This is a genomic window from Nocardia vulneris, from assembly GCF_001613425.1.
Classification (GTDB): Bacteria; Actinomycetota; Actinomycetes; order Mycobacteriales; family Mycobacteriaceae; genus Nocardia; species Nocardia vulneris.
This window is the reverse complement of the sequence record NZ_BDCI01000008.1, coordinates 139,856-157,598: the sequence shown is the minus strand read 5'-3', so window position 1 is coordinate 157,598 and position 17,743 is coordinate 139,856. Positions and strand designations below refer to the sequence as shown.

The window sequence follows — 17,743 nt, the reverse complement described above, 5'->3', positions numbered from 1 at the left end:
GGCTCGCCTTGGACAGGCCGGGCCGCTCTACGCGGTCCGCGCCTGCTGGCTCTCTTCGATCCTGGCTCGGACGAATCGCGACACCCGGGCCAGCGCGGCCCGGCTCTCCGGCAGGTTCGGCGCGATGCTCATGAAGGCGTGCACCTGGCCGCGCCACAGCTCCACCGCGTTCGGCACGCCCGCCGCGGTGAGGCGTTGGGCCATCAGCTCACAGTCGTACCGGAGCACCTCGTCTTCGGCCGCGATGAGCAGCACCGGCGGCAGCCCGGCCAGTATCCCGTTCACCGGCGAGAGCAGCGGGTCGAGCTTGCCGTCCACCTCCGCGCCGATCCGGACCACGGCGGCGAGCGCGAGCAGTGGAATATAGGGATCGCGACGCACATTGACGTGTCCGCGCTTGGCCGCGTAGTCGAGATCGAGCAGCGGGCTCAGTCCGACCAGACCGGCGGGCGCGGGCAGGCCCTCGGCCAGCGCGCGCAGCGCGGTCGCGAAAGTCAGGTAGCCGCCCGCCGAATCACCGGCAAAGACGATGCGGCCCGGCTCCGCCCCGTGCGCGAGCAACCATCGATACGCGGTGAGACAGTCCTCGACCGAATCGGTGATGCGCCGCCCTGGCAGCTGCCGATAGTCGACATTCACCACCGGCAGGCCCGTACGCCGGGCCAGGCTCGCGGCCACCGGACGGTGCGTGCGCAGGCCACAGACTGCGAATCCGCCGCCGTGCATGTACAGCATGGCGCCGTGCCGCAGCGCCCGCGCCGCACCCGCGGGCCGGATGATCTCCATCCGGAAACCGTTGAGCGACACCCGTTCCCGATCGATGCCCGTCGGCTCCGGCCGCAACCGTGCCAGCGTGTCGATCGCGGCGGCGCCGATCGGGATGGTGGCGCGGGTGATCGGCGCCGCGCGCAGCGCCGGACGGATCACGCCGAGGCAGGCCGCGAGCAGCAGGCGTGCGGGCGCGCTCAGATTTTCCGGATTCATGACCATGCCGGGATCGCCGACTCGACTGGCAGCCATCGCGCACCTACCTCACCACTGGCGCGCCGAGTCCCGACCGGACGGTCCCAGGCGAGCTGTCGGCGCTGACAACTCACACGATGTTGTTTCAGAACAACATGTGTTGTGTGACCTAAGCAACAGAATCTCCCCACGGCCCGCCCGCGAAACCACGAAGGCCGATTCCGTAATCAATTCGAAAGGCCGCCCGTACCGAAACGGCAGTCCCCTGGCAGACTCCTCGGCATGCGCGGAATCATCTTGGCGGGCGGCACCGGTTCGCGGTTGCACCCGATCACGCGCGGCGTGAGCAAGCAGTTGGTCCCGGTCTACGACAAGCCGATGATCTACTACCCGCTGTCCACGCTGATGCTCGCGGGCATCCGGGACATCCTGGTCATCACCACGCCGGGCGATGCCGCCGCGTTCACCCGGCTGCTCGGTGACGGCACCCAGTTCGGCCTGTCGATCAGCTACGTGGTGCAACCGGAACCGGACGGGCTGGCCCGGGCCTTCGTGCTCGGCGCCGATCACATCGGCACCGATACCGCCGCACTGGTGCTCGGCGACAACATCTTTCACGGACCCGGTCTCGGCACCAACCTGAACCGCTTCACCGGCATCGACGGCGGCGCGGTGTTCGCCTACTGGGTGTCGGACCCGACCGCGTACGGCGTGGTGGAGTTCACCGGGGGACGCGCGGTCTCCATCGAGGAGAAGCCGAAGACGCCGCGCTCGAACTACGCCATCCCCGGGCTGTACTTCTACGACAACGACGTGGTCGAGATCGCCCGCACGCTGCGCCCTTCCGCGCGCGGCGAGTACGAGATCACCGATATCAACCGCGCATACCTGGAACAGGATCGGTTGCAGGTGGACGTGCTCGCGCGCGGCACCGCGTGGCTGGACACCGGCACCTTCGATTCGCTGCTGGACGCCGCCAACTACGTGCGCACCATCGAAGAACGACAGGGGCTCAAGATCGGCGTGCCCGAGGAGGTCGCCTGGCGGATGGGCTACATCGATGACGAACAGCTGTGCAAGCTGGCCGAGCCGCTGGTCCGCTCCGGCTACGGCAGCTATCTGCTCGATCTGCTGCAGCGCGGACGGGATTGGTGAGCATGGAGTTCCGTGAACTGGCCGTGCCGGGCGCGTGGGTGATCACCTCGCGCCAGTTCGGCGACGACCGCGGCATGTTTCTCGAGAGCTTCAAGGCCTCGGAGTTCGAGAAGGCGACGGGCCGGGCGCTCGATCTGCGCCAGGTGAACTGCTCGGTGTCCGCGGCCGGCGTGCTGCGCGGCATCCACTACACCGAAGACCCGCCGGGACAGGCGAAGTACGTCACCTGCGTGCGCGGCGCGTTTCTCGACGTGGTGGTCGATCTGCGTCCCGGTTCACCGACCTACGGGCGGTGGGACAGCGTGCTGCTCGACGACGTCGATCGGCGTTCGATGTTCCTGTCCGAGGGGCTGGGCCACGCCATCCTCTCGCTGGAGGACAACTCCACCGTCACCTATCTGTGCTCGCTGGAGTACACGCCCGAATTCGACCGGGAGATCGACGCTTTCGATGCCCGGCTCGGCATCGACTGGCCGACCATCGGCCGGGACGGCAACCCGCTCACGTTCGTCCGATCCGCCAAAGACGCTGCGGCACCGCCCTTTTCCTGACCACCGAAACAGCCGACCGGCACCACCCCGCGGGGCGGTGCCGGTCGGTCTGCACTCGTGCGGGATCAGCCGACGAGTTCGAGCTCCGGTTCCGCGACCGGCTCGGCCTGCTTGCCGCGCTTCCCGAAGAAGGCTGAAAGCGCAACCAGCGCACCGACGATCGAGACCGCCGCGGCGAAGATCAGGCCCGGACGGTAGGTGTCCAGCATCGCGGTCGGCGAGGTCCCGCCGTGCGCACCCGAGGCGATGATCGCGGTGGTCACCGCGAGCACGATGGCGGCACCGACCTGCATCGAGGTCTGCAGCACGCCGGCCGCGAGGCCCTGTTCCTCGTCATCGATCCCGTTGGTCGCCTGAATGTTGATGGCGGGGAAGCCCACCCAGCCGATGCCGATCAGCATGATCGCGGGCAGCAGCATCGTCCAGTAGGACGGCGCGGTGTCCAGTCGCAGGAACAGCAGGTAGCCGACGGCCATCACGGCCATGGTGACGCCGATGATCGGGCCGGTGCCGAAGCGGTCGACCAGCTTGTCGGAGAACACCGCGGACAGCGCGACCATCAGGCCCACCGGCAGCAGCGCCATCGACAGCTTCAGCGGCGACCAACCCAGGGTGTCCTGCATGAACAGGGTCACGATGAACTGCCAGCTGAAGTAGGAGCCGGCCACCGCGACGATCGCCAGGCTGGCCCGCACCAGCGACACCTTGCGCAGGATGCCGAGCCGGACCAGCGGGTGCTTGACCCGCTTCTCCACCGCGACGAACGCGGCGAACAGCACGAGCACCGCGGCGAACGAACCGAGCGTGCGCGCCGAGGCCCAGCCCGCTTCCGGCGCGGTGACCACGGTGTAGACCAGCAACAGCATGGCGGAGGTGGACAGCAGCGCACCGAAGAGGTCGTGGCCGCCTTCTTCGGCGGGCTTGTCCTTCGGCACCAGCACCCACGCGGCGGCCAGCGCGGCCAGCGCGATCGGGACGGGCAGCAGGAAGGTCCAGCGCCAGCCGACGCCGGTCATCAGACCGCCGAAGAGCAGACCGGACGAGTAGCCGCCCGCGCCGAACACGGTGTAGATGGACAGCGCCTTGTTCCGGGCCGGGCCCTCGGCGAAGTTGGTGGTGATGATCGACAGACCGGTCGGCGCGGTGAACGCGGCGGCCAGGCCCTTGATGAAGCGGGTGAGGATCAGCAGCGGACCCGAGCTCACCAGGCCGCCCGCGAGCGAGGCCAGGGCGAACACGCCCAGTGCGATCAGAAAGACCTTGCGGCGGCCGAACAGGTCGGCGGTGCGGCCACCGAGCAGCAGCAGGCCGCCGTAGCCGAGGATGTAGCCGCTCACCAGCCACTGCAGGGTGGACGTCGAGAGATCGAGTTCATTGCCGATGGACGGCAGCGCGACGCCGATCATCGACACGTCGAGGCCATCGAGGAACAGCACGATGCACAGCGTGATCAGCATGCCCCACAGGCGGGTAGTCCATTTGGTGGGATCGGTCGCGGATGCGGCCGCCAGGGTTGCTGGTGAAGTCATGCGGGGTACGTTACATGCATGCGCATTAAATGCCAACACATCTAATGCAGTTGCATAGATTGCTGCGGACCACTAGGATGGGGCCATGTCGAAGCCGTCGACAATCGAGACAGCCCGGCGCACCGTCGCGCCGACCGGGCTGGTGGGTGAGTGGCGTGAGCTGCTGGACCGGCACGCGACGGTGAGCTGCGCCATGGAAAAGGCGCTACAGGGACAGCACGGGATCGGACTCAGCGAGTTCGAGACGCTGGACCGGTTGATCGACGCCAACTGTGGCGACTATCGAATGAGCGATCTGGCCAATGACATCTACCTGAGCCAGAGCGCGCTGTCCCGCGCGGTCGCCCGGCTGGAGCGCGACGGCCTCGTCGCGCGCACCATGTGCCAGGACGACCGGCGCGCGGTCTTCGTCTGCCTCACCGAGAAAGGCCGCGCGGCCTACGAGCAGGCGCTGCCGACCCATCGTGCGGTGCTGGCGGACACCTGGGGCGTGCCCGGCCAAAAGTGCTGAGGCACCAAGAGATTCCCGCCCTCAGAACACGCGGCTGCTGCGCGCCTGCTCGATGTCGTCGCGCGCGTCCACGGCGACCGATTTGATGCTCACCAAAGCCCTTCGGTACCGGTCGATCTCGTTCTCCTTGTCCAGATACACCGGACCGGTGAACGATTCGACGTAGACCACCGGCGGTTCGGGCGACTCACCCGCCCGCAGCTCGGGGAACTCGAGCATGACGAAACGGCCCGAATCCATGCCGTCGTGGTAGCCGGAATCCGTCGGCGCCACCTGGATTCGGACGTTCGGCAGGTCGCACATGCGCCGCAGGTGCTCGAGCTGCGCGGCGGTGACCGCGTCGCCGCCGATCCGCCGCCACAGCACCGACTCGCTGATCACCACGTCCAAGTGCAGGGGCGCGTGCGCGCGGGTGACCAGCGCTTGGCGCGCCATGCGCAGCTGCACCCGCCGATCGAGTTCGTTCGCGGGCATGTCCGGGCGCGCGGCCGTGAGCAACGCCCGCGTGTAGTCCTCGGTCTGCAGCAGGCCGGGCACCAGCTCGTTCTCGTAGGTCGACAGCCGGGTGGCCGCCTCCTCCAGGCCGATGTAGACCTCGAACCCCTCCGCGATCACGTCGCCGTACGCGGTCCACCAGCCACGGGCCTTCGTCTCCCGCGCCAAAGCCGTGAGCGGACCGATCAGGTCGGACGGTGCACCGTAGACCTTGCACATCGCCTCGACGTCGAGGCTGCGCAGCGAGGTCTGGCCGGTCTCGATCCGCCAGATCTTGGCCTCCGACCATTCCAGCTGCTGGGCAGCGGTTCTGGTGGTCATCCGCGCGCGATTACGCAGGTCGCGCAGATGCCGGCCGAGTTGACGCCGGGGCATGGTCGAACCGGTCGTCCCCTGCGGTAATGCCATAGGTGTTCCCCCCTTGTAGCCGAGCAACCGGGCACCCCGACCGAACCCTTGGCGAAGGCCGGCAGCGTGACCCTTCTCTATCAGACACCGTCCCAGCCGGAGCTGGAGCATCCAAACGGCATTGTTTCACAGCAAAACAACCCCCGGTCACTATGGGCGACACCACAACCCGGGGGTGGGCAGATTGCCGAGAAATCCGCCGCGCGCGTTGTGCACTCGGCACCGGAGCGGACCTAGCGCCGGGGACCACGCTTGCGGAACCGCCAGAACTGCACCGCGCGAACGTCTTCGGAGAGCTGGTTCACCGGTTCGGCGACATCGGAGAGGGCCTGGAACAGATCGTCGGCCAGTTCGCTGATGTGCTCGACCCGGGTGGCCAGCCGCGACGCGTTCACCAGGAACTCGAGCATCAGCCGGACCGCGGCCGCGATGGTCAGTCCCAGCGGCACGCCGAGCAACGCGGCCAGCACGCCCAGTACGGCCGACACCCGCCACATGAGCACGGTGAGCGCGATCGGGACGGCGACGGCGAAGGCGAGTCCGAGAATGTAGGCCAGCGGCAGCAGGGTCCGAGTGGCCGGGCGGTGGAACTGCACATCCAGCAAACCGCGGGCGGCCTCGACGCTCCACTGCCCGAAGGCGCGCGGGCTCTCGAACGGCTCCGGCGGCTGCTCGGTCGCGGCGGTCTCCGTGCGCGAGAACCTGCGGGCCGCCGATTCCTTCCACGTGATCCAGCGGGATTCGGCTTCGAACTCCTCCGGGTCCGGCAGCGGACTCCCCTTTGCCGCACCGGTTCCGTTGGACTCATCGCTCATGGCAAGAAATCCTCCCCGCAATCGCGCGTCCGGGCCAGCGGGGATTCGCGAGCGGACCCATACGTCACATCATCCTCACACCGCGGTCACATCATTCCCAGGTTCTGCTCAGCGATATCCCAGGGAAAGAACAGGTCAGCGCCTGAAAGTGGCGGCAGCACAACGATTCCGGATGGAAAAACCCAGGTTATAGCGAACAGCTTTTACGCCCCCGCAGAAGAGACGTGAGCAACAGTCGTGAAGAAGTTTTGAAGATCGCGTAACGCTGCGGACGGCCACCACCGATACGACCCATGAATGCAGGACCCAGATCTACCGGGGAATGGAGAAAGACAGTGCGCACCACGTTTCCGACTTCCGTCTCGGCGGCTGCCATGACCGCCGCAGCGCAGGAATACACCCAGCGCGGATGGACGGTCGCCGAAACGGCCAACGGTCTTTGCCTGATCACCGATGACGAGCTTTCGGCCATCGAGGTCAGCGGCGAGCTGGCCGGTCAGGTCCGCCGCTTCCTGCGAGCGAACAACCTGTCCGGGCCGGTCATCGAGATCCCGGGCACCGAGCGTCGCGAGATCCACTTGGTCACCGGCGTCCGCAAGGCCGCCATGGCGCTGGCGGCGCTGACCGCCGCGGGCGCTGTCGTCCACACCGACGGCGCGGGCGTCCCGTTGCCGCCCACTCAGCTCTCGGCAGGCTCGGCCTGCTGGGGGGTCGCACCCACCGAGGCCCGCTGGGTTCCGCCGGTGGTTGCGCTCAGCGCGGCCGTCCGGGCCGCGACCGCACGCAGCAAGACGCAGCTCACCAGCGTCGCCTGCTGACACCGCACAACCTGCTGAACACAGACCGGGACTGGGACTACCCGGACTGCACGACCGATATCCGCCACCTAGCCGGCCTGCACCGGCGTGCGGATATCGGTCGTTTTGCGTGGACGGCCGTCTGTGACGCCGATCTCGATTACGCTATGGATTGAGACACTCGGGACGTCACGACTGAATTGCGCGTACGTGGGTCAGCCCGGCCGATGCGCCACCCCGCCGCGCGGCAGCCACCGGCGCGACGCTCGAGCCCGGAACACGCGAAAGAGGCGGACGAGCATGGCCGACGTCACCGAACAGCGGAACCTATTGCGCACCTGCCCTCTGTGCGAGGCGGTGTGCGGACTGGAGATCACCCTCGATCCCGAGGATCATGTGATCGCGGTGCGCGGCGACAAGGCCGACCCGTTCAGCAAGGGGTTCCTCTGTCCCAAGGGCGCGAGCTTCGGTCATCTCGACGAGGACCCGGACCGAGTGCGCGAGCCGATGATTCGCGACCGGGCCACCGATACCTGGCGCACCGCGTCGTGGGACGAGGCGTTCGACCTCGTCGCGCAGCGCTTCCCCCAGATCGTCGCCGAGCACGGAAAACAAGCCGCGGCAGCGTATCTGGGCAATCCCAACGCGCACACCGTGGCGGGCGCGCTGTACGTGCCGGTGCTGCTGCGGGCGTTGAGCACCCGCAACATCTTCTCCGCGAGCACCGCCGACCAGATGCCGAAACAGGTGGCCAGCGGCTTGATGTTCGGCGATCCGCTCACCGTGCCGGTGCCCGACCTGGATCGCACCGACTATCTGCTGATGCTCGGCGCCAACCCGCTCGAATCCAACGGATCACTGTGCACCGCACCGGATTTCCCCGGCAGGCTGAAGGCGCTGCGCCGCCGTGGCGGCCGCTTCGTGGTGGTCGATCCCCGCGTGACGCGTACCGCGAAGCTGGCCGACGAGCACCTGTTCATCCGGCCGGGCAGCGACGCGTACCTGCTGTTCGGCATCGTGCACACCTTGTTCGCCGAGGACCTCATCGATATCCGGGTCGAGGTCGCCGGCGTGGACGAACTGCGTACGGCCGCAGCGGCGTTCAGCCCGGATACGGTGGCGACGCGCACCGGCGTGCCCGCCGACACCGTGATCCGGCTCGCCAGGGAGCTGGCCGCCGCGCCGACCGCGGCCGTCTACGCCCGGATCGGCACCTGCACAGCGGAATTCGGCACCATCACGCAGTGGCTGGTGGACGCGATCAACGTCTTGACCGGCAACCTCGACACCCCGGGCGGCGCGATGTTCGCGACCGCGGCGGCGGGCGGCATCGTCCGCAGCAAGCCGTTCCGGCCCGGCCGCTGGACCAGCCGGGTGCGTGGCCTGCCCGAGGCGATGGGTGAGCTGCCCGTCGCGACCTTGGCCGACGAGATCGACACCCCCGGCGAGGGGCAGATCCGCGCGCTGGTGACGGTCGCGGGCAATCCGGTGCTCTCCGCGCCGAGCGGCGCCCGGCTCGACACGGCCTTCGCCCGGCTCGACTTCATGGTCAGCGTCGACCGGTATCTCAACGAAACCACCCGGCACGCCGACGTGATCCTGCCGCCGCCGCGTCCCGTGCAGTCACCGCACTACGACTTCGCATTGCTGCAATTCGCGGTGCACAACTACGCGCGGTATTCGCGGCCGCTGGTGCCGCTGGGCGACCGGCCGTCGGAGTCGGCGGTGCTCACCAGGCTGGCCGCCGCGGTGTCGGGTATGCCGCACGCGGGCACCGACGGCGTCGACCCGCTCACCGGCGTCGACGAACTGATCATCGCGGGCATGCTGCACAAGGCCGGAATGACCGAGCGGCGCGGCGAATTGATCGGAGCCGACACCACAGAACAGCGCATCGACCTGATGCTGCGGCTCGGGCCCTACGGCGAATGGGCCGGTGGACACCTGAATCTGCAAGTGCTGCTGGACAATCCGCACGGCGTCGACCTCGGGCCGTTGCAGCCCAAGCTGCCCGGCGCGCTGCGGACCGAGTCGAAGAAGGTGGAACTCGCGCCGCGGCAGCTGCTCGACGACGTGCGCCGGATGCGGGCCCGGCTGGCCGACGCGGCGCCGGACGTGGTGCTGATCGGGCGGCGGCAACTGCGCTCGAACAACAGCTGGATGCACAACGTCGCCACGCTGGTGAGCGGCTCGAATCGCTGTACGCTGCAGATCAATCCGGCCGATGTCGCGCGGCTCGGCCTGCACGAGCACGCGGTGGTGAAATCGGCGGCGGGCATGCTGACGGTGCCGCTGGAGCCGACCGACGCGATCATGCCGGGGGTGGTGAGCCTGCCGCACGGCTGGGGCCACACCGACAGCGCACAGAGCGTCGCCAAGGAACACGCCGGAGTCAACGCGAACGTGCTGACCGACGATTCGGTGGTCGACGTCCCGTCCGGCAACGCGGTTTTCAACGGCGTCCCGGTGACCTTGACGCCGGCCTGACGCGCGCGGAAAATCGGACTGTTTCCGGTAGGCCGTTCGGGCGAAAAATTCCGGCCGGTCGGAATGCAGCTAATCCGTGGAAACCCTTGCGCTAATTACGCATTCAGTGCATTCTCAACGTGGATTTCGTACTTTTGCCAAGCCGAATCGGACTAAAATGGGCAGGATTTCGGTTTAGTCGCGGGCGCGATCTCGACCCCTCGACGGAACCCGATTCCGCCTACCAGAGGGGGCACGAATGCCCGGCGCGCAGCACGGCAGCGACGGCGAACGCGAGCTACAGGATCGGTACGGCACCCAGGACAGAGCCGCACGCTTCTACAACGACCAGGTGCTCGATCATCTGAACCACACCATGATCGAGTTCATCGGCCGGATGGAGATGGCGTTCATCGCCACCTCGGACAAACACGGCGAATGCGACTCCAGCTTCCGCGCCGGCGAACCCGGCTTCCTGCACGTGATCGATGAACGCACGATTGCCTACCCCGAATACCGGGGCAACGGCGTGCTCGCCAGCCTCGGCAACATCCTGGAGAATCCGCACGTAGGCATCCTGCTAATCGATTTCGTGCGCGATCTGATCGGCCTGCACGTCAACGGCTCGGCCCGGATCATCGCCGACGACACCCTGCGCAAGATCACCCCGGGACTGCCCGCCAACGCCAAGGGCCGCGCGGCGGAGCGCTGGGTCGTCGTCGACATCGAAGAGGCATACATCCACTGCCGCAAGCACATTCCCCACCTCGTCCCGGCCGACCGGGAACAGCGCGACTGGGGCACCGACAACACCCGCGCGAAGGGCGGGGACTACTTCGGGGCCAAGGCACAGGGACGCGAACTGGCCGCAGCCCTGCGCACGAACGGCTGAGCGGCCGAGCGCTCACTTGATCTTGAAGATCACCAGGCGCTGGACGACGAAGTTGATGACGGTGGCGGTGCCCTGCGCGACGACGAAGGCGAGCAGCTGGCGCCACGGCGCGTCCGGCAGCGCCTCGTACAGCACCGCGTTGATGCCGACCTGCACGGCGAAGGTGACCGCGTAGAGGATCACCACCGCGACGAAACGGGCCCGGCTCGGCGGCGCCTGGAAGGTCCAGCGCCGGTTGATCAGATACGCAGTGGTGGTGCCCGCGATGAAGCTGAGCGACTTGGCCGCCTCGCGCGGCAGCCCGATCAGGTTGAACAGCAGGCTGTACAACCCGAAGTCGACGATCGCCGACAGGCCGCCGGTCAGGGTGAACCGGACGATCTGCGTCTTGAGGTCGACATCGGTCCCGCCCGGCTCGTCGACCAGCGGCAACTCGACCGGCAGCGGCAGGTGGGGTTCGGCAGGCACGGGCACGAGCGTAGCCGGGGTCCGCCGCGGCGGCGCGCGGACCGGCCGAGCCCGGGAACCGGCGATGTGGGCGGCGGGCGTGTCCAGCGCCATAGCGACGGATATGTCACTACTCCGGAGTAAGAGACATCGACCGGATGTCCGGTCATACCTGTAGCCTCTATGCCGATGTCCACGAAAGCTCCGACCGCCACCACGACGACCGGGAACGAGAACGGCGCCACCGTCACAAACGGGGACGCCGACGCCGGGAGCGCGTTCGCCTTGCCGACGCAAACCCGCACGTTGACCGGGTGGGGTCGCACCGCACCAACCTCATCCGAAGTGCTCTCGACCGGCGATCCGGAACTGATCGCCAAGGCCGTCGCCATGGTCGCCGAGGACAACGACAGCAAGCCACCACACCTGCGCCGCGGTGTCATCGCGCGCGGGCTCGGCCGCTCCTACGGCGACCACGCGCAGAACGCGGGTGGGCTGGTGGTCGACATGACGGCGCTGAACAACATCCATCGGATCGACCGCGACACGCGGATCGTCGATGTGGACGGCGGGGTCAGCCTGGACCAGCTCATGAAGGCGGCGCTGCCGTTCGGGCTGTGGGTTCCGGTGCTGCCCGGCACCCGGCAGGTGACGATCGGCGGCGCCATCGCCTCCGACATCCACGGTAAGAACCATCACAGCGAAGGCAGCTTCGGCAATCACGTGCGCTCGATCGAGCTGCTCACCGCCGACGGGCAGGTGCAGCACCTCACGCCGAAGCGCAACGCCAAACTGTTCTGGGCGACCGTCGGCGGCAACGGCCTCACCGGCATCATCCTGCGCGCGACCATCGAGATGACGCCGACCGAATCGGCGTACTTCCTCAACGACGGCGTGAAGACCACGACGCTCGACGAGACCATCGCGGCGCACAGCGACGGCAGCGAGGCCGACTACACCTACTCGAGCGCCTGGTTCGACGTGATCAGCCCGCTGCCGAAGCTGGGCCGCGCCACCATCACCCGCGGCAGGCTGGCCAAGGTCGACGAGCTACCCAAGCGCCTGCGCAGCAAGCCGCTGAAATTCGATGCGCCGCAACTGATGACGGTGCCGGACATCTTCCCGAACTGGACGATGAACAAGCTGACGCTGCGCTCCATCGGCGAGGCGTACTACGCGATGGGCGGCAACTACACCGGCAAGGTGCAGAACCTGACGCAGTTCTATCACCCGCTCGACATGATCGCGGAGTGGAACCGTGGCTACGGCTCCAACGGATTCCTGCAGTACCAGTTCGTGGTGCCGACCGAGGCGGTCGAGGAGTTCAAGCGGATCATCATCGACATCCAGGCCTCGGGTCACTACTCGGCGCTCAACGTGTTCAAGCTGTTCGGCGCGGGCAACCCGGCGCCGCTGAGCTTCCCGATGCCGGGCTGGAACATCTGCGTCGACTTCCCGATCAAGCCCGGGCTCAACGAGCTGGTCAGCGAGCTGGACCGGCGGGTGCTGGAGTTCGGCGGGCGGCTGTACACCGCGAAGGACTCGCGCACCAGCGCGGAGACCTTCCACCAGATGTATCCGCGGATCGACGAGTGGATCAAGATCCGCCGAAGTGTCGATCCCACAGGCGTTTTCATGTCCGATATGGCGAGAAGGCTGGAGCTTCAGTGATCAATGCCGTGGGAAACCCGCAGGCCATTCTGCTGCTCGGCGGTACCTCCGAGATCGGCCTCGCGATCTGCGCGGAATACCTGAAGAAGGGGCCCGCGCGGATCATCCTGGCCGCCCTGCCGAATGATCCGCTGCGCGACGAAGCCGTCGCGCAGATGAAGGCGGCGGGTGCGAGCAGTGTCGAGCTGTTCGATTTCGACGCGCTCGACACCGACGGCCACCCGAAGGTGATCGACGCGGCCTGGGACGGCGGCGACGTCGATATCGCGATCGTCGCGTTCGCGCTCGACGGTGACCCGGAAGAGCTGTGGCAGAACCAGCGCAAGGCCGTGCAGGTCGCCGGAATCAACTACACCGCATCGGTTTCGGTCGGCGTGCTGGTCGGCGAGAAGATGAAGGCGCAGGGCTTCGGGCGGATCATCGCGATGTCCTCGGTGGCCGGTGAGCGGGTCCGGCGCACGAACTTCGTCTACGGCTCCACCAAGGCCGGCCTGGACGGTTTCTACCTCGGGCTCGGCGAGGCGCTGCGCCCGCACGGGCCGCGCGTGCTGGTGATCCGGCCGGGCATGGTGCGCACCAAGTTCTCCGCGCACGTCAAAGAGGCGCCGCTCACCGTGGACAAGGAAGTCATTGCCGAGCTGGCGGTGTCGGCCGCGCAGAAGGGCCGGGAACTCATCTGGGCGCCGGGCACCTGGCGCTACGTCATGATGATCCTGCGCCACATCCCGCGCCCGATCTTCCGCAAGCTGCCCATCTGACGCACGCTGCCCGCACCGGTCCGCGCCGCTGTGCCGGGCGCACCGGTGGCGCGCGGGCCTGCGCGAAATCAGGCGTCACCGGCATGGGTCGCCACATCCGGCACCGGACCTGGCAGCATGTTCGCGGATCGTCCGAACGCCGCGGTGCGGGCGTCGTGACGCCGACGTGAAAGCCGAGCCCGAACGAAGCCGGAGATGCCATGCGAGTGTTCGACTGTGACGACTGCGGAGCGCCGCGGTGACCACCGCGACCGCACCGAGCGGTGCATCGACGGAGCACGGCGAGTCGGCGCGGACGCCGGGTAAAGGGGCGCTGCTGGCCCGCCACCTCGGCTCCGGGGTGGGCGAGGCGCTGCCGGCGGCGGTGGTCGCCACGGTGGTGACCGGCGTTGGGCTGGTGGCGTTCTCGCGGGTGCAGTGGCCCGCGTTCAACTCCTCCAACGTCACTCGGGCGCTGACCACGGTCGGACAGGTCGTCGCGGCGGTCCTGCTGATCGCGGCGATCGCGTTGCTGCGGCGGCAGCGCTGGCCCTGGGCGGCGAAAATACTGTCCTGGGTGGGCGTTTCGACCTTCGTCACGTTCACCCTGGGAATGCCGCTGGCGGCGACCAAGCTGTATCTTTTCGGCGTCTCGGTGGACCAGGAGTTCCGCACCGAGTATCTGACCCGGCTCACCGACACCGCGGCGCTGCGCGATATGACCTATGCCGACCTGCCGCCGTTCTATCCGGCGGGCTGGTTCTGGATCGGCGGCCGGGTCGCCAACGTGCTCGGCCTCACCGGGTGGGAAACCTTCAAGCCGTATGCGATCGGCTCGATCGCGGTCGCGGCGGTGATCTCACTTGTGCTGTGGTCCAAGCTGATTCGCGCGGACTGGGCGGTCGCGGTGACCGCGGCGGTGACCGCGCTCGCGGTCGCCTACGCCGCGCCCGAGGCCTACAGCGCAGTGATCGTGATCCTGCTGCCGCCCGCACTGGTGCTCGCCTGGGGTGCGCTGCACCGGCCCCGCGACGCGGGCAAGACCCTCGGCGGCTGGGGCGCGGTGCTCGGCACCGGACTGTTCCTCGGCTGGTCCGCCACGTTCTACACGCTGTACGCGGCGTTCGCGGCCTTCGCCGTCGCGCTGATGGGGCTCATCGCGGCCGGGCTCGCGGTGCGCGAACACCGGGCCGCCGCCCATCCCCGGCGGGCGCGCGGCGACGCCGAGACCCGGCCGGCCTGGCGGGCGGCGGTTCCGCCGCTGGTCCGGCTGGCGGTGATCGCCGTGCTCGCCGCGCTGGTCGCGCTGCTCGTGTGGCTGCCGTACCTGCTGAAGATGCTGAGCGGCAAGGTCGCCACCTCCGGTTCCGCGTTCCACTACCTGCCCGAATCCGGGGCCGAACTGCCGTTGCCGATGGCCGAGTTCTCGCTGCGCGGCGCGCTCTGCCTGGTCGGGCTGCTCTGGCTGGTGGTGCGGGCCGCCTCGTCGCGGCGGGCGCAGGCGCTGGGCATCGGGGTGCTGGCCGTGTACCTGTGGACGCTGCTGTCCATGGCGGCGACCGCGGCGGGGACCACGCTGCTCTCGTTCCGGTTGGAATCGGTGCTGCTCGCGCTGCTCGCGGCGGCCGGCGCGTTCGGTTTCGTGGAGGGTGCGCGGGCGATCTATCAGGCGTTGAACGAGCCGCGGCAGTTCCGGATCGCCGTGGTCGCGGTCGCGGTGGTCGGCGCGCTCGCGTTCACCCAGCACATCCCGCACATCCTCGCGCCGGAGATCACCACCGCCTATACCGACACCGACGGCAACGGGAACCGCGCCGACCAGCGCGCCCCGTCGGCGGTCGCGCACTACCGCGCGATCGACGCGGCACTGCTCGCGCAGACCGGCCGGCCGCGCTCGGACACGGTGCTGCTCACCGCCGACACCAGCTTCCTGTCCTTCTACCCGTACTACGGCTTCCAGGCGCTCACCTCGCACTACGCGAACATGCTCGCCGACTTCCCCGGCCGGGCCGCGACCATCGAGAGCTGGAGCAAGCTGAAGTCGTCCGCGGCGTTGCTCGACGCGTTGGCGGCCTGCCCGTGGCGGGCCCCGGACGCCTTCCTGTTCCGGCGCAGCGGCGACACCTACACCCTGCGCCTGGCCAAGGACGTCTACCCGAACGATCCCAACGTGCAGCGCTACAGCGTGGCCTTCCCCAAGGAGCTCTTCGCCGATCCGCGCTTCACGAGCACCGATATCGGCCCGTTCACCCTGGTCACGCTGCGCAAATAAGATCCGGGCAGGCCCCGGCCGGCCGGGTCCCGTTCGTCACATCCCTACCCGACTGCCAGGCAGAACACAGGGTTGCCGGGTAGGGTCGGCGGCTGAGTTTCAGCTAGGCCGAGGAGAAGTTTGCAGGTGGTACGGGCACGACAGGCCGATCCGGTGGTCACCGACGGGTCGGCGGTAGGGATCGCGGAACGGGAAACCACCGCGATCGGAGTGCCCACCGCGGAGCCGTCGGCTCCGGCGCGCCGCCGAAGACTCCCCCGGATCCGGGTGCACCGGGCCGACCTGCTCGTCACGGTCGGTTACCTGGCGCTGGCCGCCACGGTGCTGTCCGGGCAGTGGCGCAACACCCAGAGCGGGTATCTGATCAAGAGCGGTCAGGACCAGACCATGTGGGAATGGTTCTTCGCGGTCACCGCGCACTCGGTGGCGCACCTGGAGAATCCGCTCGGCACCGATCTGCAGAACTTCCCCGCCGGGGTGAACATGATGGCCAACACGGCCATGTTCGGGGTCGGCGTGCCGTTCACCCCGATCACCCTGCTGTTCGGGCCCACGGTGACCTTCGTCCTGGTGCTCACGCTCGGCCTCGCCACCACCGCCGCGGCGTGGTACTGGCTGTTCTCCCGGGAACTGGTCGAATCCCGGGTTGCGGCGGCGATCGGCGGGCTGTTCTGCGGTTTCGCGCCCGCGATGATCTCCCATGCCAACGCGCACCCGAATTTCGTTGTGCTGCTCCTGCTTCCGATCATGGCCGGACTGTTGATCCGGATGGCGAGGCGGGCGACCCTGCGCGACACCGACGCGCGGCGCTGGCGCGTCCGCGACGCCGTCTGGCTGGGATTCCTTGTCGCCCTGCAGATCACGCTCGGCGAAGAACCGCTGTTGATCTTCGCGCTGGCGTTCGGCTTGTTCTCGGTCGTCTATCTGCTGCACACGCCCCGGCACGGGCTGCGCGTGCTGCGCGGGCTGACCCCCGCGCTGCTGCTGGCGGCGGTGATCGCGCTCATGCTCACCGAAATCCCGCTGTGGTGGCAGTTTTTCGGACCGCAGAGCTACCGCTCCATCGACCACGGCCCGATGGGCAACGATCTGAAGGCGATCGTGCAGTTCCCGTCCGAATCCCTCGGCGGCCTCTTCGCGCCCGGACAGAACGTCGCGATCAACGAGACCGAGCAGAACGCCTACTTCGGCTGGCCGTTGCTGCTGGTGCTGACCGCCACCCTCGCGCTGCTCTGGCGCGAACGGGTGGTACGCGCGGCGGGCGTGGTGATCGCGGTGTTCGGCGTGCTCTCCCTCGGCGCGGTCGCCATGTTCGGCAAGCAGGACACCGGCATCGAATTGCCTTGGCGCTGGGCCGAACACGTCCCGCTGCTGAGCACCGTGCTGGAGACCCGGCTCACCATGGCGGCGATCCCCGCCATCGCCGCGGTGCTGGCCCTGGCCACCCAGCGGGCGATCGGCTGGTGGCGCGAGTCGCCGGGCGACTGGCGGCCGCTGGCCTGGTTCGGCGCGCTGCTGTGCGCGCTGCTGCCGTTGACGCCGACCATCCTGCCGGTGGTCCAACGGCCCGCCACCCCCGCGTTCTTCGCGGACGGGACGGTACGCGACTACGTCCACGGCGGTTCGGTGGTGATGGTGCCGCCGCCGCGACCGCTGGACGCGGGCGCACTGCGCTGGCAGGCCGACGCGGGCTTCGACTTCCCGCTCGCCGGAGGGTATTTCGTCGGTCCGACCGGCACGCAGAAGAAGGGGATCTACGGCCCCGAGACGCGACCGACCACCGCGCTGCTCGTGCAGGCGCAGGAAACCGGCACGGTGCCGCCGATCACCGAGGAAACCCGCGCCGCCGCCCAGGAGGACCTGATTTTCTGGCAGGCCGACGTCCTGGTGCTGCCCGCCACGAAGAACGGCGACACGCTGCGCACCACCGTGACCCAACTGCTCGGCTTCGCCCCGGCCCGCGTCGACGACGTGTGGCTCTGGAAGCTGAGGTGATCATCGGCAGCGGGCGGTCGAGTAGCTAGCATCAACGAC

The 17,743-nt window shown here is 68.3% G+C and carries 15 protein-coding genes; 10 read left to right on the top strand and 5 right to left on the bottom strand.

Going from position 1 to position 17,743, the window contains the following annotated elements:
* Window positions 1-27: 27 nt before the first annotated feature.
* Entirely contained in the window at window positions 28-1,020 is a 993-nt protein-coding gene (locus NVU01S_RS11915; RefSeq protein ID WP_052281365.1) for an alpha/beta hydrolase, read from the bottom strand.
* A 225-nt stretch (window positions 1,021-1,245) separates the two neighbouring features.
* On the opposite strand from NVU01S_RS11915, the gene rfbA reads away from it, so the two are divergent.
* The gene (rfbA, locus tag NVU01S_RS11910; protein WP_043681433.1) at window positions 1,246-2,118 is read left to right on the top strand and encodes a glucose-1-phosphate thymidylyltransferase RfbA; all 873 of its coding nucleotides are present in this window, start codon (window positions 1,246-1,248) and stop codon (window positions 2,116-2,118) included.
* Window positions 2,119-2,120: 2 nt separating this feature from the next.
* Window positions 2,121-2,669 (top strand): dTDP-4-dehydrorhamnose 3,5-epimerase family protein, encoded by a 549-nt coding sequence (locus NVU01S_RS11905; protein ID WP_043681434.1) that lies wholly within the window; start codon window positions 2,121-2,123, stop codon window positions 2,667-2,669.
* A gap of 65 nt (window positions 2,670-2,734) precedes the next feature.
* Here the strand turns inward: NVU01S_RS11905 and NVU01S_RS11900 are convergent, their stop codons facing one another.
* On the bottom strand, window positions 2,735-4,198 hold the full coding sequence (locus NVU01S_RS11900) for an MFS transporter (RefSeq protein ID WP_043681435.1): 1,464 nt from the start codon (window positions 4,196-4,198) through the stop codon (window positions 2,735-2,737).
* A gap of 85 nt (window positions 4,199-4,283) precedes the next feature.
* Here NVU01S_RS11900 and NVU01S_RS11895 point away from each other — a divergent pair, with 85 nt between their 5' ends.
* Window positions 4,284-4,709: a MarR family winged helix-turn-helix transcriptional regulator gene (locus tag NVU01S_RS11895; protein WP_043681436.1), complete on the top strand. Its 426-nt coding sequence runs from the start codon at window positions 4,284-4,286 to the stop codon at window positions 4,707-4,709.
* Window positions 4,710-4,730: 21 nt separating this feature from the next.
* On the opposite strand, the gene NVU01S_RS11890 is transcribed toward NVU01S_RS11895, so the two are convergent.
* Together NVU01S_RS11890 and NVU01S_RS11885 are read right to left on the bottom strand one after the other, a co-directional pair.
* Window positions 4,731-5,612: a helix-turn-helix domain-containing protein gene (locus tag NVU01S_RS11890; RefSeq protein WP_043681438.1), complete on the bottom strand. Its 882-nt coding sequence runs from the start codon at window positions 5,610-5,612 to the stop codon at window positions 4,731-4,733.
* Window positions 5,613-5,845: 233 nt separating this feature from the next.
* Window positions 5,846-6,427 carry a DUF4282 domain-containing protein gene (locus tag NVU01S_RS11885; protein WP_043681440.1) on the bottom strand — a complete coding sequence of 194 codons (582 nt, stop codon included), beginning with the start codon at window positions 6,425-6,427 and terminating at the stop codon, window positions 5,846-5,848.
* Window positions 6,428-6,762: 335 nt separating this feature from the next.
* On the opposite strand from NVU01S_RS11885, the gene NVU01S_RS11880 reads away from it, so the two are divergent.
* From NVU01S_RS11880 to NVU01S_RS11870, 3 genes are all read left to right on the top strand, one after another.
* Window positions 6,763-7,245 carry a hypothetical protein gene (locus NVU01S_RS11880; protein WP_014980992.1) on the top strand — a complete coding sequence of 161 codons (483 nt, stop codon included), beginning with the start codon at window positions 6,763-6,765 and terminating at the stop codon, window positions 7,243-7,245.
* A gap of 279 nt (window positions 7,246-7,524) precedes the next feature.
* The gene (locus tag NVU01S_RS11875) at window positions 7,525-9,711 is read left to right on the top strand and encodes a molybdopterin-dependent oxidoreductase (protein WP_043681443.1); all 2,187 of its coding nucleotides are present in this window, start codon (window positions 7,525-7,527) and stop codon (window positions 9,709-9,711) included.
* A 238-nt stretch (window positions 9,712-9,949) separates the two neighbouring features.
* Entirely contained in the window at window positions 9,950-10,582 is a 633-nt protein-coding gene (locus tag NVU01S_RS11870; protein WP_043681446.1) for a pyridoxamine 5'-phosphate oxidase family protein, read from the top strand.
* A 12-nt stretch (window positions 10,583-10,594) separates the two neighbouring features.
* Here NVU01S_RS11870 and NVU01S_RS11865 read toward each other — a convergent pair whose 3' ends face one another.
* On the bottom strand, window positions 10,595-11,050 hold the full coding sequence (locus tag NVU01S_RS11865; protein WP_082032436.1) for a GtrA family protein: 456 nt from the start codon (window positions 11,048-11,050) through the stop codon (window positions 10,595-10,597).
* 162 nt (window positions 11,051-11,212) lie between these two features.
* Here NVU01S_RS11865 and dprE1 point away from each other — a divergent pair, with 162 nt between their 5' ends.
* From dprE1 to NVU01S_RS11845, 4 genes are all read left to right on the top strand, one after another.
* Window positions 11,213-12,700 (top strand): decaprenylphosphoryl-beta-D-ribose oxidase, encoded by a 1,488-nt coding sequence (gene dprE1 / locus NVU01S_RS11860; protein WP_043681449.1) that lies wholly within the window; start codon window positions 11,213-11,215, stop codon window positions 12,698-12,700.
* Window positions 12,697-13,458 carry a decaprenylphospho-beta-D-erythro-pentofuranosid-2-ulose 2-reductase gene (gene dprE2 / locus NVU01S_RS11855; protein WP_043681452.1) on the top strand — a complete coding sequence of 254 codons (762 nt, stop codon included), beginning with the start codon at window positions 12,697-12,699 and terminating at the stop codon, window positions 13,456-13,458. Before dprE1 ends, dprE2 begins: the two co-directional genes overlap by 4 nt.
* 313 nt (window positions 13,459-13,771) lie before the next feature.
* Window positions 13,772-15,709, top strand: coding sequence for an arabinofuranosyltransferase (locus NVU01S_RS11850; protein ID WP_373864196.1), 1,938 nt, complete (start codon window positions 13,772-13,774; stop codon window positions 15,707-15,709).
* A gap of 126 nt (window positions 15,710-15,835) precedes the next feature.
* Window positions 15,836-17,704 (top strand): glycosyl transferase, encoded by a 1,869-nt coding sequence (locus NVU01S_RS11845; protein WP_156522223.1) that lies wholly within the window; start codon window positions 15,836-15,838, stop codon window positions 17,702-17,704.
* Window positions 17,705-17,743: the final 39 nt, after the last annotated feature.

Bases quoted from the DNA above. Each gene is read 5' to 3' on its own strand.
- NVU01S_RS11915 (WP_052281365.1), bottom strand. From the start codon at position 1,020: ATGGCTGCCAGTCGAGTCGGCGATCCCGGCATGGTCATGAATCCGGAA.
- rfbA (WP_043681433.1), top strand. From the start codon at position 1,246: ATGCGCGGAATCATCTTGGCGGGCGGCACCGGTTCGCGGTTGCACCCG.
- NVU01S_RS11905 (WP_043681434.1), top strand. From the start codon at position 2,121: ATGGAGTTCCGTGAACTGGCCGTGCCGGGCGCGTGGGTGATCACCTCG.
- NVU01S_RS11900 (WP_043681435.1), bottom strand. From the start codon at position 4,198: ATGACTTCACCAGCAACCCTGGCGGCCGCATCCGCGACCGATCCCACC.
- NVU01S_RS11895 (WP_043681436.1), top strand. From the start codon at position 4,284: ATGTCGAAGCCGTCGACAATCGAGACAGCCCGGCGCACCGTCGCGCCG.
- NVU01S_RS11890 (WP_043681438.1), bottom strand. From the start codon at position 5,612: ATGGCATTACCGCAGGGGACGACCGGTTCGACCATGCCCCGGCGTCAA.
- NVU01S_RS11885 (WP_043681440.1), bottom strand. From the start codon at position 6,427: ATGAGCGATGAGTCCAACGGAACCGGTGCGGCAAAGGGGAGTCCGCTG.
- NVU01S_RS11875 (WP_043681443.1), top strand. From the start codon at position 7,525: ATGGCCGACGTCACCGAACAGCGGAACCTATTGCGCACCTGCCCTCTG.
- NVU01S_RS11870 (WP_043681446.1), top strand. From the start codon at position 9,950: ATGCCCGGCGCGCAGCACGGCAGCGACGGCGAACGCGAGCTACAGGAT.
- dprE1 (WP_043681449.1), top strand. From the start codon at position 11,213: ATGCCGATGTCCACGAAAGCTCCGACCGCCACCACGACGACCGGGAAC.